Below are 21,825 nucleotides of genomic sequence, written 5' to 3'. Positions count from 1 at the left end.
CGCCTACCTGGCATCGAAACGGGCCTCATTTCGCCACACAACAATATCGTTAAATAGGGTTGCTGCCGTACTGCATATCCGGTTTTCGAGGCGGATCCGCGCGCACATCGTTAGCGATGGTTTGCACCTGACCTCCACGTTGAAGGAAGGCTTCAATATCGCTATGCAATTGCTCCCGAATCTTGTTTTTTATAGCAAGCGACTGAGACTCTGAATCCGCCGCCTGTTTAACAGCAGGGCCCTCATCATCAGAATCAGCCGCGCCGGAATCGTAGGTCGGCTCCAGTTCCTCAAAGTCGTCGTTATCAATGTCGCTCATGGGGTTACCTCCAAAAGACAGAGTAGGTGGTCGCTATCCTTTGTTGTTATGTCCTCTGGGAATTTTCAACCTATTTATAGTTGAGCCATGAAACTCTGCAAATGTTCTATGAGAAGAATTTTGTATCAAACTGTGATTTTCTGTAAGCATTGGCGGACAAGGGATTGAGGCCAGTCGTCATAACGCAAAACCTCACATCCCGTCACAAAAGCGCAGAACACAAAATATAGGGGGGATACCGCAAACTAAGAAGAAAATGTAGTAAGGCGGGGGTTAAAGATCCAACAATGGAACCGGTTTACCAACGATATATCCTTGCACCCAGTCCACGCCAATTTCACTCAAGGCTTCGAGCACTTCCACGCTCTCCACGCACTCGGCGATTGTCGCCATGCCCATGAAACGTCCCAGCTCATTAATGGAGCGCACCATAGCGTAGTTGGTCATGTTCTCGTGTATATCGCGGACAAACACACCGTCAATCTTAAGAAAGTCTACGGGCAAACTTTGCAAATAGGCGTAGGAAGAGAAGCCCGTACCGAAATCATCCAGGGCGAAGCGGCAGCCCGTGCGTTTCAGCTCACGGATAAAGTCAGCGGTGTAATGCAGACTGGCGACCGCAGCGGTTTCAGTGATTTCGAAACACACTTTCTGCGCAGGAAAACCGCCTTTACGGAAGTGGCCTTCAAGAAACTCCAGGAAGCCGTCGTCACTGAGCGAATGTCCTGACAGGTTGATGGTGAAACCGCCCATGTTTTCCAGCTTGGCGGGATTGGCGCGCATCCAGGCCAGTACGTTATCCACCACCCAGCGATCAATGTATATGGAGCGCTTATAACGCTCTCCCGCCTCGATAAAGGCGGCTGGAGAAATCGGTTTGCCGTTCTGATCGTTCAGACCCAGCAAAATTTCATAGAAATGCTCATCGCTGGATTTATCCATCGACTGAATACGCTGTGCGCGTAACCACAGATCGCAATCGTCTATCGCCTGATCTATCCGGGAAACCCAGTGCAGGACTTCCTGCTGGAATACCTGATCGCGGTCCTCTTCCAGGAACAGTTTTACCCGGCTGCCGCCCGCGCGCTTGGCGGAGCGGCACGCCAGACTGGCGTGATTCAATAAGGCGCTGGCGTCAGTGCTGGAGCCATTAATCATGACAACGCCGACACTGAGCGCTGCGGAGAAGTGCCCTTCCCCAGCTTCAAAACGATGTTTGGAAAACTGCTTGCAGACTCGCTCCGCCGCGTCCAACGCGACATCCTGGCTTGCGGGAGAAACTAAAAGGGCGAACTCATTGCCGCCGATACGTCCCAACTTAAGTTCAATACGCAACTCATCCAGCCAGCTATCGACCAGTAGGCTGAAGTCGCGCAGTAGCCGGTCGCCAATGGCGTTGCCGTAGTTGCTGTTGATTGCGCCAAACTGATCAATATCAAAAACGATCAGCGCCGCAGTTTCGTCGTTGTTTTTCACCCAGGTGGAGAGATACTGCAGTTGCTTTTCGAATTCGTGCCGGTGCATGCACCCGGTAAGTGGGTCGTGAACGGCCTGAATGGCCATCTTGTGGTAGAGGTCCTGGACGATTGAGTAAAGGCTTTGGTCGACAAAAGGTACTTCTCCCTCTTGCACACGCGCAAGCTGCCCCCGATCCATCTTTGTCACCAAATCGCTATAGTCCAAGTGCACCTCATGTAAACCCTGGGGGGTTAGAAAGACAAATTTATAAGCATCCTCACCAACCCACACCAGACGCATGCGTTGAGAAGTATCCGCCTCGCACATTTCCACCCAATCCCCCACCTGCAACTGGTGCGCCCTTTCCTGCCAGCGTTCCGCCAGGTCAGAATCGCTCTCAGCGCCGATTTCATCGGCTTCCTCGGTAGTGGGGTAAGCGGCGACCAAAGTGTAAGTAACCGCCAAATCATCTGCAAATATGGCGCGTAACTTTTTGCAAACGGCGGAGGCCTTCTGGGGGTCCGGGCTGCTGGCCAGTTCTTTTTCAATCAAATCCAGCATAGCGGGACCTTCAAGCTCGCGCTCAAACGCCAGGTCCTCGCTGTCGTTATCTTTACCAAGCCAGTCGTGCAACTGCTCAATAACGGCGAAGTAGTCCGCTACGCTGTCGCTATCGCCGCCTTCTTTCAGCAGCGCCAGCACCATAAAGTTTTCCCATCCCGCCGCCAGCAACTCCAGTACAACGTCCGCCACTTGGGCGCCCGCCAATAAAGTGCTGATGCGTCGAGAGACCGCTTTCCGCGCCCGCTTCAGCCTATCGCGCCCTTCACAGGTTTTAGCAATGCGCTCTGCATTGCGAACAAAGGCGCGCTCCTGCCGCTCCACCAGTTGCTCCAGCCGGGTGGAGACCGACTCCAGCAACGCCGCATCCAACCGGCCAGCGGAAAGCTCATCAATGACTTCATTGAGTACTTTTTCCAGGCTCTTGCTGGATACCCGGTCTGCGGAAGCCAGAGCCATAAAATGGTTGAGCACGCTGCGGGCGGGATGGCGGCTGTCATCCAGGAAAGAGCTGTCTTTCAGCAGCAAAAACAGCAACGGCATACGCAGCTGGTTGATCAGCCCTTTCAATTCTGTCGGCATATTACGCGAGGAAAGGGGCGCGAAAATACGGTCAACCAGATCAACGCGGTCCCAGACTTCCTGCGAATCGGAAGGCATATGCACACGCCCGCCTTCCGCCATAATTTCGACCACTTCCCGGATGGTTCCATCCTGCTGCGCCAGAGAACCTAAGAGTTCGCGCTGGTTTTGCTGTAAATCCTGCAGAAGCTGGGTTGCGCCATACTCGTAGTCCGCACCGGGCTCTGACACGCCTCGTGAAGGCGTATACCCTCCACGCTGCATCCTGACCAGACTGAGGATGCTGCCGCGAGGCGCGCGCATTCTGGGATGCAAAGGCGCAGAAGCGACAGGGGCGTCCTGAGAGAAATCCAAGCTATCCAGATCCGAAGCGGCGCCTTCGATGACTTTTGGTTCCGGCGAGCGCTGTTTAGCGCGGCCTTCCGACCAGTTAGTGCGCATCTGATCCAAGGGCACGGCTTTAAGACCATGCGACTTGAACATGTCAATAAATTCGTCGGAAGAATCTCCCAGCTCTCGCGAAAGCAAACGTTCAAACGCCAGATAAAGCACCGGCTTCGCTGGATCCGGCGTCTGCAGAGAGTTCACAGCGTAATGCAGGCACTGACAAAGCACCGCCGGTCCAATCGGGTTCCAGCGGTCATCAATATCCTTACCGGATACCTGACTGAGCATCTGGTTCAACATGAACAGACGGGTGCGCTGTCGGTTCGCCACTGCGGTCGCCACCATCTGCACTTCCAGCCAGTCCTCGAACTGCGTCTTATCCACTAACTCCAGCTCGCTGGACGTCCATTCACCCATAGGCCGGGCGCCAAAGAGTAAATCCAGTTCCTGATGCCAGTGCTCGATGAAATCTTTTTTGAATTTTTTGCGTCCCTGGGTAAACAGGACTTTCGCGTCCCGAAACGCATTGATGTCACGCAACACCGCGCTGGAGGCGATGCGGGTATTCAACTCAGTTTCGATATTGGTGAAGAATGTTTCCAGCATGTTGCCGATGAGGCGTTCCGCCGCATTCTCAAACCATTCCTTCAGCTTCTGTCGTTTGCTGCGGGTAGTATAGGAAGGCATGTTGGGCGCGCTTTGCCGGATCTTGAGCATCATTTCCACCAGCTGCGGCTGGGACTGCAGAAACTCAATCCCCACTTTACGCCCCTCCACCCTGCGGGTGTCGGCCAGCAACCGGAGATGATGCTCACTACCGTTGTATTGGCAGAAAATATGTACTTCCACCCGGCAGTCGGGCTTTTCCCTCAAATGATGGGCCAGCTTCTCCGAATCAATATCGGACAACAACATACCGCCAGCACAAATGTTGGCCACCCCGCAGGAAGCAGGGGTGAACCCTTTGGCCACGATAAGCGCCTCATGTTGCAGCGAATAACGGGGGTGTTGGCGTTTGTTGTTTTGCATCAAAACAATACGGGCGTCATATGAAGGTTCCCTTAAATCAGTTTAGTCATCGCCCACGATTCAGCAACCGCCAGCCCCTTGGGCCGCCGAATTTACAGAAGTCGATTATCACCGGACATTCCTGGGCGACGGATTTTCCGATGGAGCGTCAATCTGACGCCGCATGGGAAAATCCGTCGCGGCTTACTGCGGGGAACAACTCATCAGGGAAGGAAACCTCTTTTATATTTATTGAAACTTCGTAATACTTTCACGCACTTACTTTTCCCTTACTGCAACAGACCGCGTCAATCGCCCCATGGCTTACCGAGAAACAGAGAAAGTGCGGGCGCGCAAAGAAACCATCAAATTGCGCCTGTTCAAAGCCGCGGAGGAACTCATTTCCGAAGCCGGCTTCAAAGGAGCCTCTGTAGCGGCTATCGCCGCTCGCGCCGGCGTCGCCACAGGAACTGTGTATCGCTACTTTCCGGACAAATCCACGCTCTGCGCCGAAGTCTTTCGCCATGTCACCCAACGCGAAGTGGATCAGGTCGCCGCCTCTCTCAACGCGCCGGGCGGCATTGATGTCCGTCTGCGTCTTGCAATCGCCACCTTCGCGCGCCGGGCCTTGCGCGGCAGACGCCTGGCCTATGCGCTCATAGCAGAGCCCGTGGACCCGGTGCTGGACCAAGAACGTCTGAACTACCGCCAGGCTTACGCAGAACTCTTCAGCCAAACCATAGCGGAAGGCGTCAAGTCAGCGGCGCTACGTCCACAGAACCCGGAGGTCAGCGGCGCAGCGCTGGTTGGCGCTTTGGCGGAATCCCTGATCGGCCCCCTCGCCGAACAGATCAAGTCCTACGTCCCCGGCCTAAGCAGCGACATGCAACCGCCCATCACCGCAGACCACCCGATCGTCATGGATATTGCAGAATTCTGCATTAATGCAGTCGGGCCTATTCCAAAGCGCTGATAACAAAAACTCTCCGTCATGTTTTAAACAATGCCCTTGGAGGGGCGCAATGATCGCCTAAAACAAGCCGGAACGCTACTGGCGCAGGCCTGACAGGTCTGTCAGAATGCCATGGCTCTCAAGTAAGGTCCTGACGCGGATCAACAATTATTTATCGCAATCGATGGCATATTAATATCAACCAATTAGACTAGACCCCACCAAAAACGCTCATGGCTACTCAGAAAAAACCGGTTCCCGCTCTTTATATCGGCGTAATTATGTTTGCGCTTGGTCTCTTGATCGCCACGCTACTGCACTCGGCCCGTTTCTCTCAAGGCGCCCTGTCAGCCCCAACGGCAGGCGATTCGTTGTTCACACTACAGGGCGAGGAATATACGCCTGAGCAACTGCCGTATGCCGAGGCCGCCGCGTTGTTCGAGCTTGAGCAGCAGGTTTTTGAACGTAAGTCACAAATTCTGGAAAACGCTGCGCTTCAGGTGCATTTTCAAAACCTGGCGAAGGCGCGGAATGTTTCCAAAGAGCAGATTCGTAATGAGCTGATTGAAATCAAGCCTGTCACTGACGAAGAAGTCTCACAGTTTTTTGAAGCCAACAAACAGCAAATTCAGCGCCCTTTCTACGAAATCAAAGACGCGATCAAGGACGCCCTGCAAAAAGACCGCCTGCAACGCGCAGAACAAGACCTCATCGCAAGCCTGAAGAAGCAGGGACAGCTGAGTTTGCACTTGGTTGAGCCCAATGCTCCCATTGCGGACCTGCAACTGGAAGGCTACCCCGTCCGTGGCGCCGCCCAGGCTCCCGTCAGTATTGTTGAGTTTGCGGATTTTCGTTGTCCTCATTGCAAGCACGCTTCGCATACCTTACGAAAAATACTTGAGAAACAAAGCGATAGCGTACGCTGGACCATGGTGGACTTTCCGGTGACCGGAAAAACGTCCGTGTATCTGGCTCAGGTCGCCTACTGCGCCGGCAAGCAGGACAAATACTGGGAGTTCCATGACGCCTTCTTTGACTATGAAGGTAAACTAAACGAGGCCTCCGTGGCTGGCGTTGCTGAAAATCTTGGTCTTGACGGAGCTAAAATCGAAGAGTGCGCCTCCAGCCCAGAAGCCGTGCAGTTCGTGGAAAAAGAACAAAATCAGGCGATGGCGCTGGGATTGCGCGGCACGCCTGCAATCTTCATCAATGGCCTCCCATTCCATGGAGATAACCTGGAAGCCGCGTTGGAAGAAGCCGTCAATGCAGCCGTGGCGCGCTCCCGCGCAGGCTGAGGCAATAACAAGATTATACGGGTCGCGTCATGCACGGTTTCGTCATCAGGTTAGAGTTTCAGCTACAAGGGTGCGCGTCGCTAAAAGAAAAACGCCAGCGCACCAGCGGCGTTCGCGAGAAACTGGGGCGACAACCGCACTTGGCGATTATCGAGTCCGGACAGACAGACGCCTTGCAAACTGGCGAGTGGACGTTAATTCTGCTGGCGCCTAACCGGGCGACAGCGGACAGACACCTGTCGCAACTTGAGCAAACACTGGCGCAAAGTTTGGACGCGCGCATTACGCTTTTCGAACAAGAGCCGTTGTAAGGCGACCGAGCCCCATATCGGTGGGCTCGACTGGATGCCGGATTGATGCAAAACAGCAGCTAACTGGTGTAATATCGGGCGACTGGCGCTTGTATTTGACAACCTCTATACTTGCGCGTCGGCTCGGTCCGCCCCCTGCGGCCAGACCAGAGCCCAGGAATATTGTTGCTGGACACGCGGGGGCGACTCCGCGCGTCCCGAAAGCGCCATTAAGCGGTAGCGGGGTCCTATGTCGAAGACCAAAAAAATCGCCAAAGCCAGTTTGGAAACCATGTATCGGGTGTTCACCATTCCCGAGGCGCCGAATTCCACACTGGGTCGAATCGACCAGAAAATCTCACAGAATCTGGCCGGATTCCTACAGGATCACATTGTGGCGGTGGAAAAAGATCTCAGCGAAATGGAAAAAGACTTCGCCGAGTCCCGCATTCCGGAAGAGCCCGTGTTCGTCTCCGAGCAAACCCAGTTCCTACTGGATAAGCTCGTTTCCCAGTCCGTGCACACAGCCTCCCCCAGTTTTATTGGTCATATGACGTCGGCGCTGCCTTATTTCATGCTGCCGCTGTCGAAAATCATGATCGCGCTGAACCAGAATCTGGTGAAAACGGAGACCTCTAAGGCATTTACGCCGTTAGAGCGTCAGGTTATTGGGATGATGCATCGGCTTGTCTATGACAGAGACGACGCCTATTACCAAGAGTGGATGCACAATAGCAGCGCGGCGCTGGGCAGTATGTGCTCTGGCGGTACGGTGGCCAACATCACCGCGCTCTGGGTAGCGAGGAACCTGTGCTTTCCTACCGACTCCGTCTTCAAAGGCGTACGCCGTGAAGGCATGTTCAAGGCCCTGAAGCACTACGGTTATGAAGGCGCGGCGGTGCTGGTCTCCAAGCGAGGTCACTATTCTCTCAGTAAGTCCGCCGATCTGCTCGGTCTGGGCAGCGACAATATCATCGCCATCCCGACCGGCCCCAATAACAAAATCGACCTGCAAGCCTTGCGCGCCACCTGCGAAGAGCTGCGGGACGCCAAAGTGCGCATTATCAGTCTGGTAGGCATCGCCGGCACAACGGAAACCGGTAACATTGACCCGCTGGAAGAAATGGCCGCCATCGCCAAAGAGTTCAACACCTACTTCCATGTTGACGCAGCCTGGGGCGGTCCCACTTTATTCTCCAATAATTACAGGCATTTACTGAAGGGCATCGAGTTGGCGGACTCCGTCACTATGGACGCCCATAAACAGCTTTATGTGCCAATGGGCGCTGGGTTGGTCGTGTTCAAGAACCCATCCACCAGCAACGCCATTGAGCATCACGCCCAGTACATCATTCGTCAGGGGTCTCGCGACCTCGGCAGTAAAACACTGGAAGGTTCGCGGCCCGGCATGGCCATGCTCATCCAGTCCGGCTTGAAAATCATTGGTCGCACGGGTTACGAGATTCTGATCGACCTCGGCATCGAAAAAGCCAAAGCCTTCGCGTCGATGATCAATCAGGCCGACGACTTCGAACTCATCAGTGAGCCAGAACTTAACATACTCACCTATCGTTATTGTCCCGCCTGGGTGAGGCAGGCCCTGGAGTTGGCCGATGAAGAACGCCAGCAGGCCATTAACGACTGCCTGAGCCGAATCACCAAAGGCATTCAGAAAACCCAGCGGGCGCGGGGCAAAGCGTTCGTTTCCCGTACGCGGCTCAATCCCGCCGCTTATGATGGGCAGGCCTGCGTCGTCTTCAGGGTAGTGCTGGCGAATCCGCTGACGACAGCGGAAATTCTGCAGGACATTCTTGAGGAGCAACGGGCTATCGCCGCAGAGGATCTTCTCACTGATCGCATGGATGAACTGAGACATCTCTGCGCCATTTCAAAGGCCAAAGCAGCGGCGTCCTGAGACGCCGCATTCCTGAAAAACGGTAAAACAGCGCAAAATTCGATCAAGGTCATTGCGCCCGCTAATAATTCAGTGCACATTAAAGGCTTCCCGGCAGTATCACTATGGGAGAAGCTTATGCGTCTGGATTACCGTTCCCCTCTTGCTGACGACGCCAAATTCTGCGCCCTCTCGGGCAATGACCGGCAACGGGTAGAGTTATTTATCAAAGATACAGGCGACGCCACTTACACCCTGATCGCACTGGCGGGGCAGGAAAGCAAACCCGCAGTAAAGGTGAAACTGCAAGGTCCCTATCACAGCTTCATGCAAGCCCGCGCCGCGATGAACGCAATAGCGGGGTCACTGCTGAACATCAATTTTGATCTGCTTGAGAACACCGTCAGCATCTGGGGCCTGCAAGCTCAGGCGCAAGTACGTAAGCTGCGTCAAGAGCGTAAGCAAAACATGGGCGACTACCGATTCAATCCTGACGACGTCTATTTTTAACCATGCCCCGACGCGGCGATTAGCAGCCACTGCCGCCCGGCGCAGGCAAATCTGGCGGCGACGGGTTTTGACATGTTTTTACATTAGCCACACACACAAAGAAGATATTCCTGCTAAGATAACAGCCATATCGACGATTTTCCCGTCGTACAAATCATTGGCGCGTCACAGTAAAACTGAACGCCGCTCACCTAATTATCCTGGCGCCGCTTTTGCCGGGATACATCCTGTTACACAGTCGTTGTTATTATTCGCCGCGTAAGTGTCTATACTAGCCGTTCCGGCCAGTTCGTGGACGCCCCCTTGCGGGATCATCCAGGTCTTGTTTGGAGTATCGTGGAAGGCTCTCACGCCCTCTTCGACTTTCCAGCAAAGGACGCCTTCCAGGTTTGGTAAGGCCCACTTAAATCGTATGGAGGCGGCCTCGTCTACCGGCAACACCCTAGATAACCAGAAAAACTACGGAGCGTGAATCACATGGAATGGAACATTGATTCAAAACTCAATATAGCTCGTCATATAAGTGGTTTCGAAATGGCATTTGAACTACGGAACGGGGAAATTGTGGAGCTGAGACCTATCCAGGTACCCAAGCACCTGTCGCCGGTTCAAGTATGCCAACTTATACGCGAGTCTAAATCCGCCATTGAAAGTACTGCAAGGACAGAAGACCGAGGCCATTATTATGGCGGCAGGTCAGCCCCGGCCCACACGCCGAAGGTTGTTGTGAAAAGGAAAAGAACGTTAGTGCTGAACAACGAAACCAATTAGGTTTTTGTGATCAGCGCCCCTTTTACGCCTGCTCTAACACTGGCAGCAGTATCCGCCAGTTGCAGGCGAAGTCAGGGCTAACGCAATATTCCGCTTTCATGGCGGCTTTCCCTCCCGGCTTATTGATAATACTTTTCCCCTGGTGACCGAACGCTTCGATTCCAGCGACGTTTAGCCATTTGGCCCTGTCGTTTCCTGCCCTGAGTTAATACAATACCGTTTCGTATTTGAGCGCCATTCAGGAATACAGAACGATCAAAAGATCGCATTTGAGTCCCTTCTTTTAACCGCGCTCCAATATAAAGGCGTCCGCGCGTATCCTGTCGCGGCGCAGAGTGAAAAGCCGCCAATTTATGCTTTTCCTCAAGACAGCCTCTACTATAGGAAGACCATTCCATGAAATGCACAAGCTGTAACTCAGGCGCACTAAAGCCCGGTTTCCTCGAAGACTTACTGGCCTGCCATATCTGCGATAGCTGCGGCGGAACCCTGATTTATCTGCAGGATTACCTTCGCTGGTTAAACTCGGAACATTCTTTAAGCGAAGTGGACTTTGATCTCGCAGTTAATGCGGAAGACTCCAAAAAAGCGCTGCTCTGCCCCAAAACCGGTCGCCTGATGCTGAAATATCGTATTTCAAAAAATACTGATCACCGACTCGACCTCAGCCCTGAAATTCTCGCCATGTGGTTGGATAAAGGCGAATGGGAACTGCTGAAGCGGGAAGGACTCGCCACCAAGTTGAATGCGATTTTCACCGATCCCTGGCAGCGCAAGATTCGCGAAAGCAAAGCTCGCGATGTCTTCGAAGCGTTATATGAAGAAGAGTTCGGCAAAGAAGAATACGCCAAACTACGAGAAATTCGCGAGTGGCTGGACAAACAGTCCAAACAGAAATCAATGATCGCTTATCTACTGGCGAAAGATCCTTACTCCGCCAACCGATAGCACAAAAAAGCGGGCTTAACGCCCGCTTTTGTTTATCAACAGAATCCGTCTTTCCCGCCTGTTAAGCTTCCGGTTTTTTCAGCTCAAGTCGCAGACTCTCTATTTTTGCGTTCAAGTCCGCCATGCGCTTATGGGTCTCCAGGTCCAACTGCAGCTTACCATCCATCGTTTTTACCAGGGGATAAATACTGTTTTGAATGGTGTCAGCCAGAGTCGCGAGAATTTTATCCAGTCCAGGCATGGGCTGGTTGAAGACTTCCACTTTGGGCGCCACATCCACTTTTGGCGCAGCGTCTTTCAACTCGCTCATGGCCTTGACCATTCTGGCCAGTTGCTTGACCACATCAGCGGAATGATCCTTGGGCGCTTCCACCGGCAAAGCAGGTTCATTCCTTTGACCGACAACCTCAGTAAGACGACTCAATCCATCCGTCATTTCGCGCAGTTGGCGCACCGCCTGCTGTGACGCATCCATGTCCTTCAGGCCCCGATTTTTAGCGAACTCTTCTTTGATCGCTGACCAACGGGTTTGCTGCTCAGCCGTCAGAGTTCCACGCAATTCCGCCAGCTTCAGCAAGTTCTCTTCCGCCCCCTGGGTTAACAACTGAGACTCTCCTTGATAGTGGTCTTCCAACAGTTGTTGTAGTTCATCCCCAGTCATCACCGAGGTGATTTTTTCCGCCAACTTATTCATGTTGCGATAACTTCCCTGCAACTTAAATGTTGGCTCGGAGCGGTAAGCGTCAGCCTGGGCGCTGCTGCGAATGTATTCCTGATTAACCCGCAACACGACTTTTTGCACATCCATCAGCTTGTCCAAAACATCGACAACTTCTTTGAACTCAGCGCCACTATAGGTGTGCTTCATATCCGTCGCTGCGACTTCACGGCCCTTCGCAGCATCAATGAACTTGTAGAAATCCTCCATATCCCGGGTCGCCAGCGGCGCCAAGACGGGGTTGGACGTCATCGCGTTCTCGATATAGCTCATCGCAAAGGCGTCTTCCATGCCGCCAAGAACGTCGCCAAGGTTATAGATGTCAGCCCGGTTGGCGAGCATATCCGGCACTTTGAACGTTTCACCGCTCTCCGTGTAGGGGTTGCCCGCCATGACGATGCAGAACTTCTTGCCGCGCAGGTCGTAAGTCCGGGTTTCTCCGTTCCAGACCCCCTCCACTCTTCTGGTGCCGTCGCAGAGAGAGATAAATTTCTGCAGAAACTCTGGATGCGTATGCTGGATATCGTCCAGATACAGCATGACGTTGTTGGCCAGCTCAAAGCCAAAGTTCAGCTTGATCAGCTCCTGTCTGGCCGTCGAGTGCGGCGCCTTTTCAGGGTCCAGCGAGACCACGTCATGGCCCAGAGAGGGACAGTTCACTTTGACGAACGTCAGCCCCAAACGGCTGGCGGTATACTCCATCAAAGTGGTCTTACCGTATCCCGGCGGGGATATCATCATCAGCAAGCCCATATTATCCGTACGCTTGCTTTCGCCAACGGTCCCCATCTGCTTGGCGAGGTTATCGCCAATGAATTTCAGATAGTGGTCATTGATCAGCTTGTTGCGTACGAACGAGGTCAACGGCCGAGGCTTGAGTTCACTTAGACGCAGCATCTTGCGAGCCTGATCCAGCTTCTGCTGGCGCAATTTGAGGAAACGCTCATAACCGGCGATGTCCTCTTCAACATGACGAGTCATACGCGCCATGAAGTCGTCTAACGCCAGCTGCAGCGCTTGCTCCTTGATCCGCGGATACGAACCCAGCAATCCGGATACGGTGAAGCGTAAGTCGACCTCGCGCTTATCCCTGGGGATTTCCTGCTCCGCCGCCAGAATCGCCACCGCTTCGTAATGAAAATCCTCGAACGCCTGCCCCGTAGACTGGATGAACGCCTGCAGCCAGCTCTGCGCCAGGCGCCAGCGCGCGCCCAGGTCGCCGCCCAGAGACTTCATACTCTCCTGCAGCATATTCCAGGCATTGGAGGTCTGCAGATTGAGTTTCATGCGCTCATAGCAATCCAGGGCGTACTTGCCGGTTTCGAATGCGAGCGCATCTTTGCCCAACTCAGCCGCCAAATAAGCCGCCGCCTGCGCGATATCCACTTCACTGAAGTCCAGACGCTGTTGCGCCACAAATTGCGTCAGCTTCTCTCCCAATGCGCCTTGTAACTGCGACATCGCCTGAGGGCTGTTCAACACATCCAGCATGATCTGCGCCGCGCGGGCCTGCGCACGACGGGCGGCGCTGCCTTCATCATACTGCCAGGCCGACCAGAACAGACAGGCCAGCGCCCGAATTCGACCGGTATATTTCAACAGCTGCGCCTGATTGATGACTGGCAGAATCTTCGCCAGAATCAGCGCCGCATCATGGTCATGAATGCCTTTTTCATAACCTTCTTTATAGCGAGGACCGGCGAATTCGGTGACAAACGGCTGTATCTCATCCCCGGCCGCCAACGCCTGCATGACCTTATCCTTGAAGGCGACTTCTTTGGGATCGCTGAGACGCTCCAGAAAACGGTGCGCCAGAAACTCCGCGCGATACACATCCGGCGTTTCCGATATCAGCGTCATATCCCAATAACGACGGCAGGCATCCAGCTCCGCATCATCAATCGGCTGGTAGTAGTCGCTACCGGTCACATGAATGAACAGCTTGTCGTCCCTGGGCAAAATGGACAGATCCAGTTCCTGCGTATTAACGCTGAAGCGGTGACGCGGCCCTAACTTGATTACCTTGCCGCCCTCTTCGAAAATGTCCGTTTTGTCCCGCAGTCCTCTTACCGCTTGCTCCTTGGCGGATTTCAGGCGGCTTTCCAGGTCGTCTGCGGCGATTTGATCACCCAGCTCACGCAACTGCTTCACTATTTGCCGGACTTTCTGCGCCAGCGCATCGGATGCGAAGAAGGTGTTCACCTCATCCATTTGCTGGAAGCGCTGACACCGCTTGCCGACGCTTTCCAGAATGCGCCCGGCGGCGTCCGCCAGTGTGTGCGTCTTGCGTTGACGTTCTTCGATCAGACGCTGCTTATGCTTGTCGAAGGCGTCATACACTTCATCGCGCTTGGCGAGGATGTCGCCCAGAAACTCATCAAATTCGCCGAATTGTCCTTCCAGCTCCTGCAATTGGTTCAGCAGCCGTGACAGCAGCTCGTCGCATTTATCCGGCGTATCCGCCAGACCGAGAGCATTGCTGAGGCTTTGCTCAAACAAGCGGAACTGCGCGGCGAATTGCGCAGTCGCCTCTTTCGAACCCAGCGACTTGGCTTTGTTCTGAACCTTGGCTTTCTGCTGGTTAATCTTGGCGTACAGCTCGGAAATACCGTCGATGATATGCGTGCGCTGTACGGCGTCCTCCACTTCCAGCGTCGCCACCAGCTCCGACAATAAATCCAGCCCGGCGCTGATTGCGCCGAATTCTTCCAGCAACGGTTTCAGCTCGGCGCGGGTTTCCAGTTTTTCCGCCTTATCCGTTAGCTCCTCCAGGCGCTCGTAATAGCCATCAAGCGCTTTGGGAGTCGCCAGGAACTTGACGGTTTCCTCCGCCAGCTCCTGCTCCGTCTCCACCAATTCAGCTTCCATTGCGTCGATCGCAGAGAGGTCGATATAACGGTAATCACGCAGCGTCATCAGTCTGCCGCGCAACTTGCGGGCCGCGTCCAGCGCGTTGACGAAATCTCCCGGCTGGCTCCAGGATTCCGGCGACAGGCTTTGAATCAGCTTTTTCTTATCCGCCGCCGCCTGTTCCAGTGCAGTGCGCGAACTCTCCTGAATCGACGCGACCTTTTCATACTCGTCCAGCACCAGCTCGCCGCTGGCGACCAGCTCTTTCAATAGCCCGTGCACCTCCGCCAACTCTTTGGAGTCCAACCAGTAATACTGATCGAACAATCGCATGGCGGATTTGATGAGCGAATTGTAGTGCTCAAAAGAGGCGACATTCTGCTCCACCAGACGACAAATGCTGAGCAGATCGGAAATACCGCGCACCAGCTCCTTGTTGCCGATACGCCCCAGAAACGTTTGACTGGCGGTTTCCTGCGCCGCAAACGTCTCACTGAAGTAAGGGGTCTTCCAAACCTGCATGGGATGAATGCGCGTCGGCTCGTCGTCCGCCGTGAACACCACCATCCGACCGTCGTTAAGCAGCGCGTAGCCATGACCGACGATGGGGTTCTGCAGGGATTTGGTGATCAGGTTATAGCTGTATAAGCCACTGATGCCCTGAGGTATTTCATAGAAGACAAACAGCACGTCCTCGCCGTTGGGTGAACGAATCGCGCGTTTGAAGCGAAAGCCGTCAATCTCTTCATCAAAGTGCTTAAGTTCGCCGGTTTCCAGATAATAGCCGCCGGGGAACATCAGGCCATGATCTTCCGGCAATTGAACGCAGGACTGCCCGATGGCGTCAATGCGTGTCACTTTGCTGAGGCGCTTGTTGAAAACGTAGTAACGCCAGCTCTCTTCCCGATATGGCAGGACCTTTATCAGGATCAGCTCACCCACTTCCGCGTAAAAAAACTGGCCGTCGTCCAGAGACTGATTTTCATCGTCAACTGGATCGGAAAAAATGCCTTCGCCGGTGCGGGTGTTATTTTCAATCTTGAACGTCAGGTCGCCGCGAATGTTATCGACGAACAGCGTGTCGAGGATATTGATGTGCGGATGCTGCCCCTCGACTACTTGCTCCCGCTTGACCTCAATCCATTCAAAGTCATGGCGGGGAGGCAGTTGGATATAGCGCTCGCCGCGGTTGTCGATGTAGCTCTCCACCTCGCCGGCGGCATTAACCGCCCATTGGAAAACTCGCAGGTCTTCCAGCCGCTCGCCGATTTGAAACGCCGCCAGCAGACGCCCCTGGCGCACCACCAACTGCAGCAACTTGGCGTTTTTATAGTATGTATACAGTTCATTAAAATCAGAGAGGAACTTGGCGTCCGCCAGAAAGGTTCCGTCTGAAGAATGCTCGCTGAGCTCCAATCCCTGCTCAGTTTCAGTCAGTTGATACAACGCAAAGACATCAGAAACTTTGGTTTCTTTCTTCAGGCCGATAAAAACGTTGTATCCGAATAACAGAAAGTCTCCAACCCGAACGATGTCACGGGCGACGCAATTATTTTCGGTGCGCACCCGGATACGACTGAGGATATCCATATCAGAACTGCCGAACTCCTGCAGACGCTCCTTGTTAAGCGCCTCCACCAGTTCGCGCAGGCGAAGCCCCTGTTCCTGAAGGCGTTTGCGCAAGACTTCGTAGGCGCCTCCTTCAGCAACGGCGTTTTCAACCAGATCATTGGTTTGCGATGTCATAAAGACTCCATCCAAACTGCGGTTCTATCAGATCAGGCCGACGGGCGACCAAGGCCGCCCGTCTGACTGCAAAGAAAGGGTCGAAGGGTTAGTGGGACTTCTCGCCGGACGGTTTGCCGGTGATGGACAACAGCTTGTCCAGCGCCGCTTGCACCGCCTGGCTCTTGCCAGCCACGCCATCGATGGCTTTGCCGACAGCCAGGGCTTTGGAGAAGCTCTCGAAGTACTCTCCGCCGCCGCCGACGATCTCGATATTGGACTTCTGCAGCGCTTGCGCCAGCACCTGAGCCTGATCGGTTGCAATAGACTTGTTGGCTTCGATGCTCGCCATAACTTCCTTGATCGCAGCGTCCATACGCATACGGAACTCTTCGAACTCGCGGGCTTCTGGGGACATATTGCCCATCGCGTTGAATTTCTCCACCAAGCCGTCCGCTTCCGCTTTGGCTTTCTGACGAATGATTTCCGCTTCGGTCGCACCCAGCTCTCTTTCCGCCCGCGCCTTCGCCATACCAATGCTCTCGTCCCCGCGCGCTTTGGCGGTGAGTTTCTCTTCCAGCACCTTGGCGTCCGCCAGACCACTCTTCTCGTTGGCCGCCGCCTGGGCTTCGACAACTTCTGCTTTCGCCAGACCTTCCGCTTTCTGAGCATTCGCCTTCGCCTGACCTTCGCGCTCGTAGGCGGCCGCCTTGGCTTCCGCTACACGGGCCTGCGCCAGTCCAGACGCGGCTTCCATCGCCTGGATGCCCTCGGCTTCCTTCTTGTTGGCTTCCGCTTTCTTGGAGGAAGCTTCCAGCTCCGCCTGAGCAATGGTGTTGATCTCCTGGGCGCGGAACACGGCTTTTTCTTTCTCTGCTTCCGCCGCCTTGACCTGCTTGACCAACTGCTCGTCCGCTTCCGCCTGGGCCGCCAGAATGCGCACTTGCTTCTCGCGTTCAGCCATAGACACTTCACGAACTTCTTTGATGCGCTCCTCCTCTTCCGCCACTTTCTTCTCGACGGAGATACGCTCACTGATCGTCAGCGTGATGACTTTACGCTGCTCTTCCAGCTCTTTCTCTTTGGCGATGCGCTGCAGCTCAACTTCGCGCTCGCGGTTAACCATTTCCAGCTGGCGGGCTTTTTCGACTTTCTCATGCTCGATCGCCACTGTGCGCTCACGGTTCTTAACCGCGATTTCCACCTGACGTTGCTTGTTCTCTTCCGCAATCGACAGCTGCTCTTCGGTCAGAATGCGCGCTTCTTCCGCTTTCTTGCGTTCTTCTTCACGAACCTTTTGAGTCTCAGCGGTTTCACGAGCCTGAATGGACTCCACCTCACGCTTCTGTTTCGCTTCGGCGTCAGCCTGTTGGCGCTCCAGCTCCAGCATGGCTTCGCGCGTGGCGACGTTCTTACGCTTGATCTCCAGCTCTTCGTCACGCTCCAGACGGTTGGTGTGGATATTGTGCTGAGCCGTGATTTCGGTAATCTTCTTGATGCCCTCGGAATCCAGAATATTGCTGGAATCCAGACTGGACTTAGGCGTTTGCTCCAAATAGTCGATAGCGACGTCTTCGAGCACATAACCGTTCAGGTCATTACCGATGGTCTGAACAATGCGATCCCGGAAGCCGATACGGTCTTCAAACAGCCCCAGAAACTCCATTTGCTTACCGACCGTCTTCAGCGCTTCGGAGAACTTGGCGTTGAACAGCTCATTGACGGCGACGCGGTCTGACGCACGGGACACGCCCACCGCCTTCGCTACCTTCAGCACGTCTTCCGCCGTTTCATTCACTCGCAAATAGAACGCGACAGTAATATCAGCGCGGAGGTTATCCTGACAGATCAGGCCGTCTTTACCGCGACGATCAATCTCCAACGTGATAACCGAAATTTTCATGGTTTCGGCTTTGTGAATAACCGGCAGCACCATAGCGCCGGTAAAATACACTTTCGGCTGGGTCGACATATCGTTAACGATCAACGCCTGCCCTTGCTCTACCTTTTTATAGAACGCTTTAAACAGGGCGAGTATTCCCATCAGGAATAGAAAAATGCCCCCTATGATGGTTAAAAGTCCAAAAACAGCCCCTGCTTCCACTTCCATAAGCCACTTTCTCCTAGCTCTATGCCTAGTTGATTTATGAATTTAATTAGTTCGAAATATTGCAACGGCGGCTATCAAGAGTCCGCCAAAAAGTCTTCTTCGGGCATCACCTGATAGGCGTTTTCCGCTTCCAGGTATTTAACGAATATGACTTTATCTCCACGCTTCAGATTCAAGCCCGCTTCACCTCTGGCCTTCAGAATGAGATGCGCACCGTCGATGGTTATTTCCGCTTCTCCAAACGTTTCACTGACGCTCCCTGACCGCACAGTCCCGGTTCTTCCGATGACGATGACTTTAGCGCTCGCCGTACCATAAGCTTTGCGAAACAAAGGACGCAAAGGACGTATGGTCTTAGCCGTCAACAGGATCGAAATTCCAAAGGCGATAGCAATAACGCCTGCGCCGGCGATGTAGAGGATAACGCCCCCAAACATGGGAATCAGGATATAAAGAGAAACGAAATAAGTGAGAGCCCAGCCGTACATGGCCAGGAAACTCAACACCAGGGGCAATGGAACGCCGGTTAAACCGAGGGTAACCATGAGTCCCGCCAGCCCCTGCGCGTCGGCCACATCCAGATCAAGATCCAAGTCGAAAGGATCCAGGTCAAGCAAGCCGATAATGGCGAGAATCCAATAGCAAACGACAATCCCTAAAAAGACTGTGAAAACCACAGTCGGAAACGAAAAAATTGTTGCCAAGTATGCTTCCATATCTCACCTCTTACGACATACTATGTCATTAATACTCAGGACGGCCATATTATGTCAACAGAAAATTTCGTCCTTCAAACAAATCATTTAGCGATTAAGCTTAGCTGTAAATCCGACGCTTTTTTTAGATTGACATGATATGGCGCGCGCTTTAGGATCGACGCGGGACATATTATGTCGCGAGGAGACAACGGTGAGTTTAATTAACGATTTAGCCCTCAAGTTATCCGACGCCGCCTACGAAGGCCACACGTTCGACTGCCTCCCAATCAGGGGAGAAGTGGAAGTGCTGCAGGTGCAAGTGTCGGAACTGGATGCATTACCGATATACGTGACCGCTACAGAGACCCAAATCCTATGCATCAGCTATTTGTTTCGCAAGGGCGAACTGCTGGAATCCCGTCTCGCGGAGTTAAATGAATCGCTACTGGAAATGAGCTTGCCGATGCCCCTTAGCGCTTTCGCCATTGTCGACGACTTCTACGTCATTTACGGCGCCTTGTCGCCTCTATCCATTCTCGAAAACGTCCTGAAAGAGCTGGTGACGCTGGCCCGCAACGCCAACGATTGTTTCCAGGCCTTTGAAGAGTATTTGAAATAGATCACCGGAGGTGTTCCATGAGCAGCATCATCGAAAAGCTACTGACCGCATTGCGCGGGGGCGTGAGGGAAATGGGAGAGGCCGTGATGGATGCGGACGGCGTACGCGCCATCGAAAGAGAGATTGAGGTCGCCAAAGGCCATATTGAAGACGCCAAACGCAGTCTGACGGATGTCATGGTCCATAAGCTGGAGGCTGACGCCACAACCAAGTCTCTGCGCCTGGATATCGCCAAACGCGAAGCCGAAGCCCTGACGGCGCTTAACCAGAATGACGAAGCCCTCGCCCTGCAAGCAGCGGAGCACATCGCCAGGCTGGAGACCAGCGTGCATGAGCAGCTGACGATCAGCCAGCGCTATAACGAACAGATCCAGCGTCTCAAGAGCAACATTCAAAAAGCCGAAAAGTTAATCGCCGATAACGAACGCGATCTCGCCGTCGTGCAAACAACGGATAAAGTGCAAAAGGCGACCTTGCAGATTGCGGACAACGCCGCCGCCCACAACGCGAATCTGGGATCGGCGCGGGAAACCCTGGAGCGCATCAAACGTAGTCAGCAGATGACGGATTACCAGATAGAAGCCGGCGAAGAGCTGCTGGCGGAGCGCAATGAAGATCCATTAGCCAAGCGTCTTGAAGCCGCCGGTCTGACGGGAGATTCACGCAGCGCCCGCGACATTCTTGAACGTCTGAAAGCGCAAAAGCCCTGAATTGAATTACGACGGAAATTTCTGATGACATTTACGCAGCCCCGAACAGGCTGCTTTTTACTATCAATGAGAAAACCATATGAAAGGCGACCAGACGGCCGGAGCGGCGCCGGGAGATAACGTTGAACAAAGGTAAAGATCGTTGGCTTGAAGAACAAAAAGCGGTAAGAGCCACCCAACTTGCTTTTGACGTATCCAAAGAGGTGCAGCAAGTGTTGAAGCGGGCGGCGCTGGATCAGGACCTGAATCCGCCGGACATGATCCGCAAGATACTGGGACTCTCCTATAACAAAACGCCGATTCGCCCGCGCCTGACCGTTTCCTTGCGCTCGGAAGATTTCACTCTGCTGGCGCAGAAATATGGCATTGACCCGGAGGACACGCTGGCCATCCGGGAAAAAGCGGCGGAGGAGCTGATCGCCTTCGCGCAGTCGCTATTAGATTGATTTTGTATGGGGCGCAGCGCTCAGGCTGCGTCCTGACTTTGCGACTGAGCGCTGACCTGCCCGCCGAAATAGGCGACACTCAATTCCTCATGCGTCTGCGCAAACCCTACCTGCAGTTGATCCATAAAGTTCTGTAGTTCCGTCTGCTTCAGCTTGGCGATCTCCACATTGTCGATCTGCCGGTTGATGCGATGAATTACCAATTGCGCCTTTTCGTGGTTCGGCAGCGACTCCAGCGATTTCTCAACTTCCGACATGGCATGGGCGATCGCCCTTGGAAACACTTTTGACTGAATCAGGAATTTCAGCACTTCCTGACGCTGGATGCGCACCTGCATCTCGCGTCGATACATTTGATAACCGGTCAGCGACTTGAGCACGCTCATCCATTGCAGGTTATCGTTAGTGGCTTTGGTCACTATGGCGTCCGGCACCAAGTTAGCGGAACGGGTGTCGATAATGCGGCTGGTCATATCCGCCCGCTCCAGATTCCGCCCCACTTTCAGGAAAGTATACCCAGCATCGTGGTTCATCGTGCCCGCCAGAATGCCGGTTATATGCTGACATTCACTGATGATCTCAAAGAGGAAAGGATAACGTCCACGTTTGGTCAGCGCCTGCTGCGCATGGTCTTTGGCGTAGAGATAAACCCGGTTGATGGCTTCCCACACTTCCCGGGGGATGACATCGCGAATAGTGCGGGCGTTTTCCCGCGCATAAGCCATACAGGACAGGATGGAAACCGGGTTGTTGTTTTCTGCAATCAGGAATTTCAGGACTGAGCGTTCGTCGAATTCGCCCTCATAGAGTTCGCCCACACCGGTGATGGCGATAAGCTGTCCCCAGATTGGCGACAAGCCTTTCGGCAAGTCCAGTGTCAGGTTGGCGTTGACGTTGATCAGGCGCGCCATGTCCTCCGCACGCTCAAGATACCGGGCCATCCAGTATATGTTTCCGGCTACTCGTGAGAGCAT

15 protein-coding genes are annotated in these 21,825 nt (G+C 53.9%); 9 read left to right on the top strand and 6 right to left on the bottom strand.

Going from position 1 to position 21,825, the window contains the following annotated elements; all coding sequences use genetic code 11:
- Positions 1-49: 49 nt before the first annotated feature.
- Together ACQYWX_RS04150 and ACQYWX_RS04145 are read right to left on the bottom strand one after the other, a co-directional pair.
- Complete coding sequence (locus ACQYWX_RS04150; protein ID WP_279504329.1) at positions 50-319, bottom strand: hypothetical protein; 270 nt, start codon at positions 317-319, stop codon at positions 50-52.
- 273 nt (positions 320-592) lie between these two features.
- On the bottom strand, positions 593-4,336 hold the full coding sequence (locus ACQYWX_RS04145; protein ID WP_431687984.1) for a DUF1631 family protein: 3,744 nt from the start codon (positions 4,334-4,336) through the stop codon (positions 593-595).
- 298 nt (positions 4,337-4,634) lie between these two features.
- Between ACQYWX_RS04145 and ACQYWX_RS04140 the strand changes: the two genes are divergently transcribed.
- The 6 genes from ACQYWX_RS04140 to ACQYWX_RS04115 all read left to right on the top strand — a co-directional run bounded on the left by ACQYWX_RS04140 (position 4,635) and on the right by ACQYWX_RS04115 (position 10,975).
- Complete coding sequence (locus ACQYWX_RS04140; RefSeq protein ID WP_279504327.1) at positions 4,635-5,288, top strand: TetR/AcrR family transcriptional regulator; 654 nt, start codon at positions 4,635-4,637, stop codon at positions 5,286-5,288.
- Between the two features lie 212 nt (positions 5,289-5,500).
- On the top strand, positions 5,501-6,562 hold the full coding sequence (locus ACQYWX_RS04135; RefSeq protein WP_431687983.1) for a DsbA family protein: 1,062 nt from the start codon (positions 5,501-5,503) through the stop codon (positions 6,560-6,562).
- A gap of 29 nt (positions 6,563-6,591) precedes the next feature.
- Positions 6,592-6,873: a DUF503 domain-containing protein gene (locus tag ACQYWX_RS04130; protein ID WP_279504324.1), complete on the top strand. Its 282-nt coding sequence runs from the start codon at positions 6,592-6,594 to the stop codon at positions 6,871-6,873.
- A gap of 229 nt (positions 6,874-7,102) precedes the next feature.
- Positions 7,103-8,767, top strand: a complete 1,665-nt coding sequence (gene panP / locus ACQYWX_RS04125; RefSeq protein ID WP_431687982.1) for a pyridoxal-dependent aspartate 1-decarboxylase PanP — start codon at positions 7,103-7,105, stop codon at positions 8,765-8,767.
- A gap of 117 nt (positions 8,768-8,884) precedes the next feature.
- A complete protein-coding gene (locus ACQYWX_RS04120; protein ID WP_431687981.1) occupies positions 8,885-9,256 on the top strand; it encodes a hypothetical protein in 372 nt (123 codons plus the stop codon).
- A 1,167-nt stretch (positions 9,257-10,423) separates the two neighbouring features.
- Complete coding sequence (locus ACQYWX_RS04115; protein WP_279504322.1) at positions 10,424-10,975, top strand: zf-TFIIB domain-containing protein; 552 nt, start codon at positions 10,424-10,426, stop codon at positions 10,973-10,975.
- Positions 10,976-11,036: 61 nt separating this feature from the next.
- Here ACQYWX_RS04115 and ACQYWX_RS04110 read toward each other — a convergent pair whose 3' ends face one another.
- The 3 genes from ACQYWX_RS04110 to ACQYWX_RS04100 all read right to left on the bottom strand — a co-directional run bounded on the left by ACQYWX_RS04110 (position 11,037) and on the right by ACQYWX_RS04100 (position 19,082).
- Complete coding sequence (locus tag ACQYWX_RS04110) at positions 11,037-16,289, bottom strand: DNA repair ATPase (RefSeq protein ID WP_431687980.1); 5,253 nt, start codon at positions 16,287-16,289, stop codon at positions 11,037-11,039.
- An 88-nt stretch (positions 16,290-16,377) separates the two neighbouring features.
- On the bottom strand, positions 16,378-18,378 hold the full coding sequence (locus ACQYWX_RS04105) for a flotillin family protein (protein WP_279504319.1): 2,001 nt from the start codon (positions 18,376-18,378) through the stop codon (positions 16,378-16,380).
- Between the two features lie 74 nt (positions 18,379-18,452).
- Positions 18,453-19,082: a hypothetical protein gene (locus ACQYWX_RS04100; RefSeq protein WP_279504318.1), complete on the bottom strand. Its 630-nt coding sequence runs from the start codon at positions 19,080-19,082 to the stop codon at positions 18,453-18,455.
- Positions 19,083-19,287: 205 nt separating this feature from the next.
- On the opposite strand from ACQYWX_RS04100, the gene ACQYWX_RS04095 reads away from it, so the two are divergent.
- From ACQYWX_RS04095 to ACQYWX_RS04085, 3 genes are all read left to right on the top strand, one after another.
- Positions 19,288-19,695, top strand: coding sequence for a YjfI family protein (locus ACQYWX_RS04095; RefSeq protein WP_127968560.1), 408 nt, complete (start codon positions 19,288-19,290; stop codon positions 19,693-19,695).
- Between the two features lie 17 nt (positions 19,696-19,712).
- Entirely contained in the window at positions 19,713-20,405 is a 693-nt protein-coding gene (locus ACQYWX_RS04090; protein WP_431687979.1) for a PspA/IM30 family protein, read from the top strand.
- A 122-nt stretch (positions 20,406-20,527) separates the two neighbouring features.
- A complete protein-coding gene (locus ACQYWX_RS04085) occupies positions 20,528-20,851 on the top strand; it encodes a hypothetical protein (protein ID WP_127968558.1) in 324 nt (107 codons plus the stop codon).
- A gap of 20 nt (positions 20,852-20,871) precedes the next feature.
- Here ACQYWX_RS04085 and ACQYWX_RS04080 read toward each other — a convergent pair whose 3' ends face one another.
- Positions 20,872-21,825, bottom strand: coding sequence for an alpha-E domain-containing protein (locus tag ACQYWX_RS04080; RefSeq protein WP_216736494.1), 954 nt, complete (start codon positions 21,823-21,825; stop codon positions 20,872-20,874).

Source organism: Hahella sp. NBU794, from assembly GCF_050749805.1.
Taxonomy (GTDB): Bacteria; Pseudomonadota; Gammaproteobacteria; order Pseudomonadales; family Oleiphilaceae; genus Hahella.
This window is presented reverse-complemented; position numbering and strand designations above follow the sequence as displayed.

Coding starts and splice junctions, on each gene's coding strand:
- ACQYWX_RS04150 (WP_279504329.1), bottom strand. CDS start 319: ATGAGCGACATTGATAACGACGACTTTGAGGAACTGGAGCCGACCTAC.
- ACQYWX_RS04145 (WP_431687984.1), bottom strand. CDS start 4,336: ATGCAAAACAACAAACGCCAACACCCCCGTTATTCGCTGCAACATGAG.
- ACQYWX_RS04140 (WP_279504327.1), top strand. CDS start 4,635: ATGGCTTACCGAGAAACAGAGAAAGTGCGGGCGCGCAAAGAAACCATC.
- ACQYWX_RS04135 (WP_431687983.1), top strand. CDS start 5,501: ATGGCTACTCAGAAAAAACCGGTTCCCGCTCTTTATATCGGCGTAATT.
- ACQYWX_RS04130 (WP_279504324.1), top strand. CDS start 6,592: ATGCACGGTTTCGTCATCAGGTTAGAGTTTCAGCTACAAGGGTGCGCG.
- panP (WP_431687982.1), top strand. CDS start 7,103: ATGTCGAAGACCAAAAAAATCGCCAAAGCCAGTTTGGAAACCATGTAT.
- ACQYWX_RS04120 (WP_431687981.1), top strand. CDS start 8,885: ATGCGTCTGGATTACCGTTCCCCTCTTGCTGACGACGCCAAATTCTGC.
- ACQYWX_RS04115 (WP_279504322.1), top strand. CDS start 10,424: ATGAAATGCACAAGCTGTAACTCAGGCGCACTAAAGCCCGGTTTCCTC.
- ACQYWX_RS04110 (WP_431687980.1), bottom strand. CDS start 16,289: ATGACATCGCAAACCAATGATCTGGTTGAAAACGCCGTTGCTGAAGGA.
- ACQYWX_RS04105 (WP_279504319.1), bottom strand. CDS start 18,378: ATGGAAGTGGAAGCAGGGGCTGTTTTTGGACTTTTAACCATCATAGGG.
- ACQYWX_RS04090 (WP_431687979.1), top strand. CDS start 19,713: ATGAGCAGCATCATCGAAAAGCTACTGACCGCATTGCGCGGGGGCGTG.
- ACQYWX_RS04080 (WP_216736494.1), bottom strand. CDS start 21,825: ATGCTCTCACGAGTAGCCGGAAACATATACTGGATGGCCCGGTATCTT.